Below are 13,512 nucleotides of genomic sequence, written 5' to 3'. Positions count from 1 at the left end.
GTTAGACCTGTGCTTCGTGGCCGCCGTCGGCCAGGCCGCCGTTCAGCTGCACCGCCCGGGTCGACCGGGCGGTGCCGGTGGATCAGGAGTAGATCGCCTCGATGTCGGCCGCGTGGTTCTCCGCGACCTTGTTGCGCTTGAGCTTCATGCTCGGGGTGAGCTCGCCGGTGGCCTCGGTGAAGTCCTCGGTGAGGATGCGGAACTGCTTGATCGCCTCCGCCCGGGACACCGACTTGTTGGCCTCGTCGACCGCGCCCTGGACCTCGGCCCGCAGGTCCGGGTCGTTGATCAGCTCGGACATCGGCGTGTCGGCCGGCCGGTTGTTGTTGGCCAGCCAGGACGGCACGAACTCCGGGTCCAGCGTGACCAGCACGCCGATGAACGGCTTCTGGTCGCCGACCACCATGCACTGGCTGATCAGCGGGTGGGAGCGCAGCCCGTCCTCCAGCACGGCCGGGGCGACGTTCTTGCCGCCGGCGGTGACGATGATCTCCTTCTTGCGACCGGTGATCCGGAGGTAGCCCTCGTCGTCCAGCGAGCCCAGGTCGCCGGTGTGGAACCAGCCGTCCTCGATGGACTCCTTGGTGGCGGTCGGGTTGTTCCAGTACTCCTTGAACACCACGTCGCCCTTGATCAGGATCTCGCCGTCCTCGGCGATGCGGATCGAGGTGCCGGCCAGCGGGCGGCCGACGGTGCCGACCTTGAAGCCCTCCTCGACGTTCACCGCGGCAGCGGCGGTCGTCTCGGTCAGGCCGTAGCCCTCCAGCACCGGGACGCCGACGCCGCGGAAGAAGTGCGCCAGCCGCTCGCCCAGCGGAGCACCGCCGGAGACCGCCGCGATGCAGCGGCCGCCCAGCGCGGCGCGCAGCTTGCCGTAGACGAGCTTGTTGAACACCGCGTGCTTGACCTTGAGGCCGAGTCCCGCGCCGCCGGTGTCCATGGCCTTGGAGTACTGGACGGCGGTTTCCTCGGCGGCGTCGAAGATCTTGCCCTTGCCGTCGCCGTGGGCCTTCTGCTTCGCGGTGTTGTAGACCTTCTCGAACACGCGCGGCACGGCCAGCACGAACGTCGGCCGGAACGAACCGAGGTCGTTGATCAGGTCCTTGACGTCCGCGGTGTGGCCGAGGGTGACCTTGCCGTAGACGCACATGATGGTGATCGCGCGGGCTAGAACGTGCGCCATCGGCAGGAACATCAGCAACGAGTTGCCGGGCTTGGTCAGCTGGGGGAACGCGTCGATGTCGGCGCGCACCTCGGCGAGCAGGTTGCGGTGGGTCAGCACGCAGCCCTTGGGGCGGCCGGTGGTGCCCGAGGTGTAGATGAGGGTCGCGGCGTCCTCGGCGGTGACCGCCCTGCGCCGCTCGTGCACCTGCTGGTCGGGCACCTCGGCGCCCAGCGCGGTGAGCTCGTCGACCGCGCCGGCCGCGCCACCGCTGGTCGGTCCCTCGATCTGCCAGATGTGGCGGACCTCGGAGAGCCGGTCGATGACCTTGTCGATCTCGGCGCGGTGCGCCTCGGTCTCCACGAAGGCCGCCTTCGCACCGGAGTCGGTGAGGATCCACTCGGCCTGGTCGGCCGAGGAGGTCTCGTAGATCGGGACTGTGATGCAACCGACAGTCCAGATCGCGAAGTCCAGCAGCGTCCACTCGTAGCGGGTGCGGGACATCAGCCCCACCCGGTCGCCGGGTTCCAGCCCGGCGGCGATCATGCCCTTGGCCACGGCCAGGACCTGCGCGGCGAAGTCGGCGGCGGTGACGTCGACCCAGGTGCCGTCCACCCGGCGCCGGAAGCTCACGGTGCTCCCGAAACGCTCCGCGTTGGCCCACACCATGTCGGTGAGGTTCTCGTCCTCGGCCACTTTCGCAGTGGCGGGTGCGCTGAACTCTCGCACGTCGAAACCTCCGAAGAAAAGCCTGTCTAGTGGGCTCAACCTAACGCTGATAGTTACTGGGCGGTAGCCCCCGTTATCTCAGGCCACACCAGCGGGCACAGCCTAAACCTCTTCCATTCGGACGATCGTCCACCGGTCGGCGGCGCGACGAGCGCGACGACGGCAGGTAAGAACAAGTGCACAACGGGCGGTGCGATCCGGCACCTCGGCGGATTAGGTTCGACAGAAGCGGTCATCGCGGAAGTGGGGTTGGAAGTTGCGCGTTCACGTCGTGTCCGACGTCCATGGCAACGTCGAGGCGCTCAAACGCGCCGGCGACGGGGCCGACGCGCTGGTCGTGCTGGGTGACCTGATCGACTTCGTCGACTACCACGATCACGGCAACGGCATCCTCGGCCGCGTCTTCGGCGCGGAGAAGGTCGAGCGGTTCGCCGAGTTGCGGCGCAGCCGTCGCGGTCCGGAGTTCGGGGCCTACATCCGCTCGCTGTGGGCGAGCCTGACCGACCCGGCCCAGACGGTCGCCGACGCCGTGCGCGAGCAGTACGCGGAGCTGTTCGGCGCGATGACGGCGCCCACCTACGCGACCCCGGGCAACGTCGACGCGCCCTACCTGTGGCCGGAGTTCGCGCGCGAGGGCATCCACGTCCTCGACGGGGAGACGACCGAGATCGGCGGGCTGACGTTCGGGTTCGTCGGCGGCGTGCGGCTGCCCGACGGCGCGACGCTGCGCTCCCACTCGGCCTGGGTGCCCTACCTGCGTGTCGCCGAGGAGTACGACGAGGCGGTCGCCTCGCTGCCCGCGGTGGACGTGCTGTGCACCCACCAGCCGCCCGCCGTCGCCGAGCTGACCTACGACGTGGTGGCGCGCAGCCAGGAGGCCGGTGCCGCCAGCGTGCTGGCGCGCATCAACGCTGATCAGCCCCGGTGGTCGCTGTTCGGGCACGTGCACCAGCCGCTGTCGCAGCGGATGCGCATCGGCCGCACCGAGTGCGTCAACGTCGGGCACTTCAAGCGGACGGAGCGGCCGTACGTCCTTCGGTGGTGAAAGACGCCCGAGGAGGTGAGTTTCGAGGACTTCGCAGAAACCTCGCTCCTCGTTGACGCTGCGCGGGTGGCCACCCGGTAGCCTGCGCGCATGGTCGATCAGTCCACCCAGTCCATCGAGATCGAAGCCCCCGCTGCGCGGATCATGGCGGTCATCGCGGATTTCCCGGCGTATCCGGAGTGGGCGGGAGCGGTCAAGGAGATCGAGGTGCTCTCCCAGAGCTCCGGCGGGACCGCCGAGCGGGTCCGCTTCGTGCTGGACGCGGGCGTGGTCAAGGACACCTACACCAACGTCTACAGCTGGGCCGCCGACGGTCTTTCGGTGAGCTGGGAGCTGACCGAGGGACAGGTGCAGAAGGCTCAGAAGGGCAGCTACACGCTCAAGCCGCTCGGTGACGAGCGCACCGAGGTCACCTACAGCCTCGCGGTCGACCTGGCGATCCCGATGATCGGGTTGTTCCGGCGCAAGGCGGAGAAGATGATCATGGATACGGCGCTCAAGGAGCTCAAGCGCCGCGTGGAAGCGGAATAGATCGCCCATTGCGCATCCTGCTGTTCACCGGAAAGGGCGGGGTCGGCAAGACGACCCTCGCCGCGGCCACTGCCGCGCGCGTCGCGGGCGACGGTGGCAAGGTGCTGGCGGTGTCGACCGACCCGGCTCACTCCCTGGCCGACGCGCTCGCCGCCGACCTGGGCGCGCAACCCGCCGAGGTCCGTGTCGGTGACACCGGCGCGGCGCTGCACGCCGCCGAGGTGCAGACCCGCAGCCTGGTCGACGGAACCTGGCGCGAGCTGCGCGAACACCTGCGAACCCTGTTGCGGGGCGCGGGGGTCGGCGAGGTCGACGCCGAGGAGCTGACCGTGCTGCCCGGCGTCGAGGACCTGCTCGCGCTGACCGAGGTGCACCGGCTCGCGAGCAGCGGGCTGTGGGACACCGTCATCGTCGACTGCGGCCCGACCGCGGAAACGCTGCGCCTGCTGGCGCTTCCGGAGTCCCTGGCCGGATACCTGGAACGGCTGTTCCCCGCGCATCGCAGGGCCGTTCGCGGTCTGCTGGCCGGCATCGCCGGCAGCGACCAGGTGGAGCGCTGGGACGCCGTCGCCGACGGGCTCGGCAGGCTCGCCGAGCAGCTGGCCGCGCTCAAGGACATGCTCACTGACCCCGGCACCAGCGTTCGCCTGGTGCTCACGCCGGAATCGGTCGTCGCCGCCGAGACCCGCAGGACGCTGACGGCCCTCGCGCTGCAGCGGATCCGCGTCGACGGGCTGGTCGCCAACCGGGTGGTCCCGCACCCGGGTTCGGCCCGGGGCGAGGCCGCCGGTTGGCTGCGGACCCGCCGCAAGGAGCAGGAGGCGGTCCTCGACACGCTGCGCGCGGCCACCGACCTGCCGCTGCGCACCGTCGAGCACCGGGCCGCCGAGCCGGTCGGCACCGCGCAGCTGCTGGAACTCGGTGCCGAGCTCTACGGCGACGGCGACCCGCTCGCCAACGACGCGGCCACGCCGGAGATGCGCGTCGGCGGTGGCGGCAAGTCGCTGGACGCGGAGTACACGCTGCGCATCGGACTGCCGCTGCACCCGGCGGCCGAGCTGGACCTGGCCCGGATCGGACCCGAGCTGGCGATTACCGTCGATGGACGGCGACGGCTGTTCGCCCTGCCCGCTGTGCTGCAGCGGTGCGTGGTGACCTCGGCCGTGGCCGGCGACGACGGGCTGACGGTGCGGTTCCGTCCCGACCCCGATCTGTGGATGCGGTGAACCAGATGCGCGAGCACGATCGACTTCTCGAAGAGCTGCGGCTGCTGTTGGACACCCTCGTGGGCAAGGCCGAGGAGTACCTGCGCGGCTGCGCGCGCGAAGGACAGTCGGACGAGGCCGGTGCGGGCTGCGGCTGGTGCCCGCTGTGCGCGGCGATGGAGTTGGCGCGCGGGCAGCGTCCCGAGCTCAACGACCAGCTGCTGGCCATCGTCCAGCAGCTGCGGCAAGCGCTGGTCGACCACGCCGAGCCCGCTGCGGACGAGCCGGAGGAGGCTCAGTCGGAGGAGCCGAAGGTGCAGCGCATCCAGGTCCAGCGGGTCGCGGGACCGGTGCTGGCGGAGAGAGACGCGGTGTGCTGACCATCGGCGTGGACGTGGGCGGGACCAGCGTGCGCGCGGCCGTGGCGGACGAGCACGGCCAGATCCTGCGGACGCACCGGGTGCCGACCCCGAAGACGGGTCCGGAGCTCAACACGGCCATCGCCGACACGGTCCGGGTGCTCACCGACCAGTACCCGATCGACGGAGTCGGTCTGGCGGTCGCGGGTTTCGTCAGCGAAGACCGGCGGGTGGTGCGCTTCGCACCGCACCTGCCGTGGCGGCACGTGGCCGTCGCCGACGAGCTCTCCCACCGGCTCGGTCTTCCGGTGGTGCTGGAGCACGACGCGAACGCGGCGGCCGTGGCCGAGCAGCGCTTCGGCGCTGCGGTAGGCGCCCGCGTCGCGGCGCTGGTGGCGATCGGAACCGGCATCGGCGGTGCGCTGGTGATCGACGGCGAGGTCTTCCGAGGCGCGTTCGGGGTTGCCCCGGAACTCGGACACCTGCGGCTGGTGCCCGACGGCCGGAAGTGCCCGTGCGGCAAGAACGGCTGCTGGGAGCGCTACTGCAGCGGAACCGCGTTGGCCGCGACCGCCGCCGAGCTCATCGGAACCGGCAGCACGTCGCTGCCGGCGGAACCCTCGGGCCTCGACGTCGCCCGCGCCGCGGACGCCGGCGACGAGGTCGCCGTCCGCGCGATGGACGACCTGGCCCGCTGGCTGGGGGAGGGGTTGGCACTGGTCGCCGACGTCTACGACCCCGAGGTCGTGGTCATCTCCGGTGGTGTCTCCGACTCCGCGCACCTGTTCCTCGACAAGGCCCGCGATCACTACGCAGCGGCCGTCACCGGTTCCGGTCACCGGCCCCTCGCCAGGGTCCGCGTCGCTCACCACGGGGACCCGGCGGCCATGATCGGGGCGGCGGCCATGGCGCGCCGGCACGTCCTGACCGGCCCGAAGGTCCCCTGAGCGCTGCCGGCGTGCAGGTCCGCACCGCCGGGCAGAGCAACCACCCGCAGTCGGTCAGACCTGCGCGCCGTCGTCGTCGGAATCGCTGGGCGGCGAGTGCCGGAGCCGGAAGAGCAGCCAGCCGATCCCGGCGCTGATCAGCACCAGACCCAGCGGCAGCTTCACGGTCGTCGCGATGCCCGCCAGACCGGGGATCAGCAGCACCAGCACGCCGAGCACCACGATCCCGACTCCGAGGAAGGTCGCCGGGCGCGGGATCGGCAGCGGCGGAGGCTCGGGCGGAACGAAGTGCTCCTCGTCTTCCGCGGCCGGGGCCCAATCACGCGGTCCCTGCTCGGCGGGCGGTTCCACCGGCTTGGTCTCGTCCGGTGCGGCGACCGCTGGACGGGTCTGCTCGTCCGGCGTCGGCTCCGCGTTGTCGTCCTCGCCCGGCCACTTGCCGAACTTGGTGTCGCGTTCCAGGTCGGCGACGATCTCGGCGAAGGCGGCGTCGATGTCCTCAGGCCCGTCCGAGGAGTTGTGGCGGGCGCTCATGCGGATTCCCCGACCCGTGCGCTGTGGACGCGTTGCACGAACTCGAGGCTGTCGCTGAAGATCCGCGGCGCGTCGTGATCCAGGGTCGCGACGTGGTAGCTGTCGTCGAGCACGACCTCGGTGACCTCCTGGCTGCCCACCTCGCTCAGCACGATCGCGGAGTTCTCCGGTTCCACGACGTGGTCGACCGCCGAGCGCAGCAGGAGCAGCGGCTGCCGGACCGATCCGAGGTCGGCCCGCACCACGCCCCACAGCTGCTGCAGGCTCGCCATGCCGCGCAGCGGAAGGCGCGAATAGGCCAGCTCCACGACCTCCGGTTTGGCGATGTCACCCGCGATGGCCGCCATTGACGGAACCACCCGGCTGAGCAACGGGAGCAGCTTGGCCTCCTTGCGCAGGGTCATCACCGACGGGTTGACCAGCACGATCCCGGCGATGTCGGGATGCTGCTCGGCGAGGCGCAGCGTCAGCGTGCCGCCCATCGAGAGGCCGAACACGAACACCGACCGGCACCGGTCGCGCAGCTCGTCGAGCGCCTGCTCGACGGCGCCGTACCAGTCGCGCCAGGTCGTCCGGTTGAGTTCCTGCCACCGCGTTCCGTGGCCGGGGAGCAGCGGGCAGCGCACGGTGTGGCCGGCTTCGGCCAGGTGTTCGGCCCATCCCCGCATGCTCTGCGGCGTGCTGGTGAAGCCGTGGCACAGCAGCACGCCGATGTCGTCGGAGCCCTCGTGCGCGAATGGTTCTGCGCCGACTAGCACTGACCCTTTTCCTCCCACCCGTGAACCTCCCACCCGGCTCGAACGCCACGGGGCCGCTGTGCCTGTTGCGCTTCATCGTCGCACGCGGAGCCGACGATTGGGACTGGCTCGTCAGCGTCCGGGGATCCGCCGTTCGCACCCTCGTGCGGAACGAGCGGAACGGACCATTCCACACCAGGTGTGACGTGATCGGTTTCCGGACAGTGCTCATTGTGCGCAAAGTTCGCGCTCCGTAGGCTGAACAGCAAAGTTTCGCGCGTGAGGAGGCGGCGGCACCGTGATGTACTGGGTGATGAAACACCTACTGCTCGGTCCCCTCATGAAGTTGTTCTGCCGCCCACGAGTCGAAGGCGTCGAGCGCGTCCCGCGCGAGGGCGGCGCGATCCTGGTCAGCAATCACATGGCCGTCGCCGACTCGTTCTTCATGCCGCTGATGATGCCGCGTCGAGTGACGTTCCTGGCCAAACGCGAGTACTTCACCGGCAAGGGAGTGCGCGGCAAGTTCAAGAAGGCGTTCTTCTCCGGCGTCGGCCAGGTGCCGATCGACCGCTCCAGCGGTGCCGCCGCCCAGGCCGCCCTGGACACCGGTGTGCGGCTGCTGTCGGAGGGCAAGCTGCTGGGCGTCTACCCGGAGGGCACCCGGTCCCCGGACGGCCGCCTCTACAAGGGCAAGACCGGTGTGGCGCGGATGGCGCTGGAGTCGGGGATGCAGGTGATCCCGATCGCGATGTTCGGCACCGACAAGGTCAACCCGATCGGCTCGAAGATGTGGTGGCCGCACAAGGTCGTGGTCAAGGTCGGCGAGCCCCTGGACTTCTCCCGCTACGAGGGCATGGCCGGTGACCGCTTCGTCGAGCGCTCGATCACCGACGAGATCATGTACGCCTTGATGGAGCTCTCCGGCCAGGAGTACGTCGACGTCTACGCCTCCAAGGTCAAGGACGAGCTGGCCGCGCAGGGCAACGACCTGGGCGGGTGGAGCAGCAGTTCGGCTTCGCGGCTGCCGCACACCAAGGCGGGCTGACGGGCCGGACCGAGCAGCTCGAACGCCGCCGCATACGCTTCGCGGGTGCGGTACTTCTACGACTGCGAGTTCATCGAGGACGGGCGGACCATCGATCTGGTGTCGATCGGTGTGGTCGACGAGACGGGTCGCGAGTTCTACGCGGTGTCCACCGAGTTCGACGCCGCCCGCGCGGGCGCCTGGGTGCGTCAGCACGTCCTGCCGCAGCTGCCGCCGCCGGCCGAGCAGTGCTGGAAGTCCCGGGCCCGCATCCGCGAGGACCTGTACAAGTTCCTCACCTCGCGCAGCGGGAACATCGAGCTGTGGGCCTGGTACGCCGCCTACGACCACGTGGCGATGGCCCAGCTGTGGGGCCCGATGCCGACGCTGCCGTCCCGGATCCCGAAGTTCACCCGCGACCTGCGGCAGCGCTGGGAGGACGTCGGCAAGCCCAAGCTGCCGTCGGCCCCGGACAACGCCCACGACGCGCTCGCCGACGCCAAGCACAACCTCGAGCGCTGGAAGGTCATCGAGGAGGTCCAGCGCAAGCGCGGGTACCCGCTGTAGGGCGGCCTCCTTGATCTCGACCGGCGGGTAATCGCGCCAGGTCCTTGCTGCACCGATCCAGTCCGTGCCACGCTGATCCCGGGGGGAGACGTGGATCACTCAACGGGTTGGACTCAAGGAGGCGGCAACAGCGATGCCGGCTGGAATGCGTGTCGGAGTGCTCACCGGTGGCGGAGACTGCCCTGGGCTGAACGCGGTGCTCCGAGCGGTGACCCGCAAGGGGATTTCGGTGTACGAGCACGAAATCCTCGGATTCCGCAGCGGGTGGCAGGGCCCGGTGGAGGACCTGACCACGCCGCTGACGTTGGACAAGGTGGAGGAGATCCTCAACCGGGGCGGCACGATCCTCGGGTCCTCGCGGACGAACCCGTACAAGATCGATGACGGCATCGCCCGGCTCAAGGAGACCATCGCCGAGCACCGGGTGGACGCGCTGATCGCCATCGGCGGCGAGGACACCCTCGGCGTGGCCGAGCAGCTCACCCACGACGGCGTGCCGGTGGTGGGCGTGCCCAAGACCATCGACAACGACCTCGACGCCACCGACTACACCTTCGGTTTCGACACCGCGGTGCACATCGCGACCGAGGCCATCGACCGGCTGCGCACCACCGCCGAATCGCACCACCGCGCGCTGGTCGTCGAGGTGATGGGTCGGCACGCTGGCTGGATCGCGCTGCACTCCGGCCTGGCGGGTGGCGCCAACGTGATCCTGGTGCCGGAGCAGGAGTTCAGCGTCGAGAAGGTCGTCGAGTGGGTCGAGCAGCGCTTCGAGCGCCAGTACGCCCCGATCATCGTCGTCGCCGAGGGCGCGATCCCGGAGGGCGGCGAGGAGCTGCTGGCCGGTGGCGAGAAGGACGCGTTCGGGCACGTCCGGCTCGGCGGTGTCGGCACGTGGCTGGCCGACGAGATCTCCAAGCGCACCGGCAAGGAGTCGCGCGCGGTGGTGCTCGGGCACACCCAGCGCGGCGGCACGCCGACGGCCTACGACCGGGTGCTGGCCACGCGCTTCGGCCTGCACGCCATCGACGCCGTCACCGACGGCGACTTCGGCAAGATGGTCGCCCTGCGCGGCACCGACATCATCCGCGTCCCGCTCAGCGAGGCGACGGCGGCGCTCAAGACGGTCCCCAAGGAGCGTCTCGCCGAAGCCGAAGTCCTCTTCGGCTGACCCACCCGGCAACGCGGGGGCGTCGGCGGAGCCCCCGCGTTCCACCATGTGGACGAGGGATCTCGTCCGGTTAGGCTCGTCCTTCGCGAAGTCGGCTCGCAGCGTCGCGGGCGCCATCCCATTCATGCGAAGGAGCCCGCGTGTCCACGCAATCCGCCGCCGAGCGCCCGCCGGTGCTCATCCGCTCGGCGCAGGACGTCACCGAACTGGTCAACTCGGGCGCGGCGCGCGGCAGTCACGCGAAGATGATCGTCCTGCTGGCGCTGGGCGGGATCTTCCTGGACGCCTACGACCTGACCTCGCTGGCCTACGGCATCACCGACATCAAGCAGCAGTTCGGCCTGACCTCGGTGGGTGCGGGCGCGGTGACGGCCTCGATCAGCGTGGGTGCGATCCTCGGCGCCTGGTTCGGCGGGGTGCTGGTCGACCGGCTCGGCCGCTACCGCGTGTTCATGGCCGACATGCTGTTCTTCGTGATCTCGGCGCTGGGCTGCGCGCTCGCCCCCAACGCCGAGGTGCTGATCTTCTTCCGGTTCCTGATGGGCTTCGGCGTCGGCATGGACATCCCGGTGGCGATGGCCTTCCTCGCGGAGTTCTCCCGGCTGCGCGGCAAGGGCAGCAAGGGTGCGCGCACCGCGTCCTGGTCGACGGCTTGGTACGTGGCCACCAGCGGTTGCTACGCGGTGATCATGGCGCTGTACTTCCTGCTGCCGGAGGCCCACCACGGCCTGCTGTGGCGGTTCACCGTCGGTTTCGGCGCGGTGCCCGCGCTGGTGATCCTGCTGGTGCGCAACAAGTACATGAACGAGTCACCGTCCTGGGCGGCGGACAACGGTGATCTGCGGCGGGCGGCGGAGATCCTCACCCGCTCCTACGGCGTGAACGCCACCGTCGCCGAGGACGCGCAGGTTCCCGAGAAGCCGAAGCGCAAGGGACTTCCGGAGGTCAAGCGCCTCTTCGAGCGCCGCTACCGGGCCCGCACCTTCCAAGCCCTGACGATCGGCCTGGCGCAGACCTTCGGCTACAACGCGGTCGCCTACGGCTTGCCGGTGATCATCGCGAGCATCCTGGCGCAGGGCGCGTTGAACACGATCAGCGCTTCGCTCGTGCTCAACCTGGTCTTCGCGGTCACCGGTGGTGTGCTGGGGATCCGGCTGGCCAACCGGGTCGGCGCGTGGAGGCTGACCTTCGTCGGATTCACCGTCCAGCTGGCATCGCTGGTGGCGCTGGCCCTGATCGGCAAGCCGGACGGCACGGCCTACGTGCTGTTCGCCATCGCCGCGCTCGGCGCGTTCATGTTCGCCCAGGCGTCCGGTCCGGGCGCGCACTTCATGAGCTTCGCGTCGCTGAGCTACCCGACGTCGATGCGCGGCACCGGCCTCGGCTTCAACCAGGGCACGCTGCGGGTCGGCTCGACGCTGGCCCTGTTCTTCTTCCCGGTCCTGAGCACAGCCCTGGCCAGCGGCGTCTTCTGGGTGATCGCCCTGGCACCCCTCATGGGCCTCATCGCCCTCCTCGCCAAGCGCTGGGAGCCGGTCGGCTACGACGCCGACGCCGCAGCTGCCGACCCCGCCGAAGCGGAACAGAACCCCGCCACCACCCGATGACGCGCACCCCCGCAGGTGAGCGGATTACCCCGGTCTTCCGTGACCCGATTACGGGAGTAATCCGCGTTCAACCCGGAACACCGCAGTAATCGGAACCCGGAATACGGGAGTAATCCGGGGCCCGGCGCCGGGGACGGGTGGCTTGGCGTGGCTTGGTCGTGGTTGTGGGCCGGTTGGGATTGCTTCCGCTGGGTAGGCGTCGCCCGTCTCGTGGCGTCGCGTCAGGTCGGGCGCTTGCTGGGGGTGGTGCGTGTGGTGATTGCGGGGGGAGTGGTGGGTATCCGGGTTTGAACGGCGGGATTCGCGCGGTGGATGGGGCTGCTCCGGTTCTGAATCGACGCCGACCGGTGGTCGGGGATCGCAGCGACGAGTGTGAGACTGCGCTCCCGACGAAAAAGCAGTAGCGCGGAGCGCCTATTCTTGACCGCGTGAACTGGACCGTCGACGTCCCCGTAGATGACCTGCCCGAGTTGCCTCCGCTGCCCTCGGAGATGCGTGCCCGTCTTGATGACGCCCTGGCTCGCCCCGCGGCTCAGCAGCCGACGTGGCCGGACCAAGAGGTCGGCAACGTTCGCAAGGTGCTGGAGAGCGTGCCGCCGGTGACCGTGCCCTCCGAGGTGGACCAGCTGCGCCACCACCTCGCCGCGGTCGCCCGTGGTGAGGCGTTTCTGCTGCAGGGAGGTGACTGCGCGGAGACGTTCGCGGACAACACCGAGCCGCACATCCGCGGCAACATCCGGACCCTGCTGCAGATGGCCGTCGTGCTGACCTACGGCGCCAGCATGCCCGTGGTCAAGGTCGGGCGGATCGCCGGCCAGTACGCCAAGCCGCGTTCCAGCAACACCGACGCGCTCGGCCTGCCGTCCTACCGGGGCGACATGGTCAACTCGCTGGTCGCCACCGAGGAGGCTCGCCGGCACGACCCGTCGCGGCTGATCCGCGCCTACGCCAACGCCAGCGCCGCGATGAACCTCTCCCGCGCGCTGACCAGCGCCGGGATGGCCGCGCTGACCAAGGTGCACGACTGGAACAAGGACTTCGTCCTCAACTCGCCGGCCGGTGAGCGCTACGAGTCCGTGGCCGCCGAGATCGACCGGGGCCTGCGCTTCATGCACGCCTGCGGCGTCGACGACTCCAGCCTGCACTCGGTGGAGTTCTTCGCCAGCCACGAGGCGCTGGTGCTCGACTACGAGCGGGCCATGCTGCGGCTGGACCACAGCGGCGACAAGCCCCGGCTCTACGACCTGTCCGGTCACTTCCTGTGGGTCGGCGACCGCACCCGCCAGCTCGACGGCGCGCACATCGCCTTCGCCGAGCTGATCTCGAACCCGATCGGCCTCAAGATCGGCCCGAGCACCACGCCCGAGCAGGCCGTGGAGTACGTCGAGCGGCTGGACCCGAACAACGAGCCCGGCCGGCTCACGCTGATCAGCCGGATGGGCAACGGCAAGGTGCGCGACGTCCTGCCCGCCATCGTGGAGAAGGTCACCGCCTCCGGGCACCAGGTGATCTGGCAGTGCGACCCCATGCACGGCAACACCCACGAGGCCAGCACCGGCTACAAGACGCGCCACTTCGACCGCATCGTCGACGAGGTGCAGGGCTTCTTCGAGGTGCACAACCGGCTGGGCACGCACCCGGGCGGCATCCACATCGAGCTGACCGGTGAGGACGTCACCGAGTGCCTGGGCGGCGCCCAGGAGATCTCCGACTCGGACCTGTCCGGTCGCTACGAGACCGCCTGCGACCCGCGCCTGAACACCCAGCAGTCGCTGGAGCTGGCGTTCCTCGTCGCGGAGATGCTGCGCGGCTGATCTTCGGTCGGTTTGCTCGTTCTGCTCGGCGGTGCGGGCAGCGGAACCTCAGAAAGCGGCTTCGCCGCTTGCGGACGTCG

13 protein-coding genes are annotated in these 13,512 nt (G+C 69.8%); 10 read left to right on the top strand and 3 right to left on the bottom strand.

Annotated features, from left to right (window positions below; all coding sequences use genetic code 11):
* Nucleotides 1-82: 82 nt before the first annotated feature.
* Nucleotides 83-1,891 carry a long-chain fatty acid--CoA ligase gene (locus AB0J91_RS30590; protein ID WP_363875878.1) on the bottom strand — a complete coding sequence of 603 codons (1,809 nt, stop codon included), beginning with the start codon at nt 1,889-1,891 and terminating at the stop codon, nt 83-85.
* A 256-nt stretch (nt 1,892-2,147) separates the two neighbouring features.
* Here AB0J91_RS30590 and AB0J91_RS30585 point away from each other — a divergent pair, with 256 nt between their 5' ends.
* From AB0J91_RS30585 to AB0J91_RS30565, 5 genes are all read left to right on the top strand, one after another.
* Nucleotides 2,148-2,936, top strand: coding sequence for a metallophosphoesterase (locus tag AB0J91_RS30585; RefSeq protein ID WP_363790611.1), 789 nt, complete (start codon nt 2,148-2,150; stop codon nt 2,934-2,936).
* Between the two features lie 90 nt (nt 2,937-3,026).
* The gene (locus AB0J91_RS30580; RefSeq protein ID WP_363790613.1) at nt 3,027-3,467 is read left to right on the top strand and encodes an SRPBCC family protein; all 441 of its coding nucleotides are present in this window, start codon (nt 3,027-3,029) and stop codon (nt 3,465-3,467) included.
* Between the two features lie 8 nt (nt 3,468-3,475).
* Nucleotides 3,476-4,693 carry an ArsA family ATPase gene (locus AB0J91_RS30575; protein ID WP_363875875.1) on the top strand — a complete coding sequence of 406 codons (1,218 nt, stop codon included), beginning with the start codon at nt 3,476-3,478 and terminating at the stop codon, nt 4,691-4,693.
* Between the two features lie 5 nt (nt 4,694-4,698).
* Nucleotides 4,699-5,052 carry a hypothetical protein gene (locus tag AB0J91_RS30570; RefSeq protein WP_363875872.1) on the top strand — a complete coding sequence of 118 codons (354 nt, stop codon included), beginning with the start codon at nt 4,699-4,701 and terminating at the stop codon, nt 5,050-5,052.
* Complete coding sequence (locus tag AB0J91_RS30565; protein ID WP_363875869.1) at nt 5,046-5,978, top strand: ROK family protein; 933 nt, start codon at nt 5,046-5,048, stop codon at nt 5,976-5,978. Before AB0J91_RS30570 ends, AB0J91_RS30565 begins: the two co-directional genes overlap by 7 nt.
* Nucleotides 5,979-6,032: 54 nt before the next feature.
* On the opposite strand, the gene AB0J91_RS30560 is transcribed toward AB0J91_RS30565, so the two are convergent.
* Nucleotides 6,033-6,512: a DUF308 domain-containing protein gene (locus tag AB0J91_RS30560; protein WP_363875867.1), complete on the bottom strand. Its 480-nt coding sequence runs from the start codon at nt 6,510-6,512 to the stop codon at nt 6,033-6,035.
* Nucleotides 6,509-7,270: an alpha/beta fold hydrolase gene (locus AB0J91_RS30555; RefSeq protein ID WP_363875864.1), complete on the bottom strand. Its 762-nt coding sequence runs from the start codon at nt 7,268-7,270 to the stop codon at nt 6,509-6,511. The genes AB0J91_RS30560 and AB0J91_RS30555 overlap by 4 nt, the downstream gene beginning before the upstream one ends.
* 277 nt (nt 7,271-7,547) lie before the next feature.
* On the opposite strand from AB0J91_RS30555, the gene AB0J91_RS30550 reads away from it, so the two are divergent.
* The 5 genes from AB0J91_RS30550 to AB0J91_RS30530 all read left to right on the top strand — a co-directional run bounded on the left by AB0J91_RS30550 (nt 7,548) and on the right by AB0J91_RS30530 (nt 13,432).
* Nucleotides 7,548-8,294, top strand: coding sequence for a lysophospholipid acyltransferase family protein (locus tag AB0J91_RS30550; protein ID WP_363790625.1), 747 nt, complete (start codon nt 7,548-7,550; stop codon nt 8,292-8,294).
* A gap of 45 nt (nt 8,295-8,339) precedes the next feature.
* Entirely contained in the window at nt 8,340-8,840 is a 501-nt protein-coding gene (locus AB0J91_RS30545) for a polyadenylate-specific 3'-exoribonuclease AS (protein ID WP_363790627.1), read from the top strand.
* Nucleotides 8,841-8,985: 145 nt separating this feature from the next.
* On the top strand, nt 8,986-10,011 hold the full coding sequence (locus AB0J91_RS30540; protein ID WP_363791103.1) for a 6-phosphofructokinase: 1,026 nt from the start codon (nt 8,986-8,988) through the stop codon (nt 10,009-10,011).
* Between the two features lie 140 nt (nt 10,012-10,151).
* Nucleotides 10,152-11,618: an MFS transporter gene (locus tag AB0J91_RS30535; RefSeq protein ID WP_363875861.1), complete on the top strand. Its 1,467-nt coding sequence runs from the start codon at nt 10,152-10,154 to the stop codon at nt 11,616-11,618.
* Between the two features lie 428 nt (nt 11,619-12,046).
* Nucleotides 12,047-13,432 (top strand): class II 3-deoxy-7-phosphoheptulonate synthase, encoded by a 1,386-nt coding sequence (locus AB0J91_RS30530; protein ID WP_363790631.1) that lies wholly within the window; start codon nt 12,047-12,049, stop codon nt 13,430-13,432.
* Nucleotides 13,433-13,512: the final 80 nt, after the last annotated feature.

Origin of the sequence: Saccharopolyspora sp. NPDC049357, assembly GCF_040677225.1 — a bacterium.
Classification (GTDB): domain Bacteria; phylum Actinomycetota; class Actinomycetes; order Mycobacteriales; family Pseudonocardiaceae; genus Saccharopolyspora.
This window is presented reverse-complemented; position numbering and strand designations above follow the sequence as displayed.

What these genes read in the sequence shown, in the direction of transcription:
- AB0J91_RS30580 (WP_363790613.1), top strand. Translation starts at nt 3,027, where the DNA reads ATGGTCGATCAGTCCACCCAGTCCATCGAGATCGAAGCCCCCGCTGCG.
- AB0J91_RS30540 (WP_363791103.1), top strand. Translation starts at nt 8,986, where the DNA reads ATGCGTGTCGGAGTGCTCACCGGTGGCGGAGACTGCCCTGGGCTGAAC.
- AB0J91_RS30570 (WP_363875872.1), top strand. Translation starts at nt 4,699, where the DNA reads ATGCGCGAGCACGATCGACTTCTCGAAGAGCTGCGGCTGCTGTTGGAC.
- AB0J91_RS30560 (WP_363875867.1), bottom strand. Translation starts at nt 6,512, where the DNA reads ATGAGCGCCCGCCACAACTCCTCGGACGGGCCTGAGGACATCGACGCC.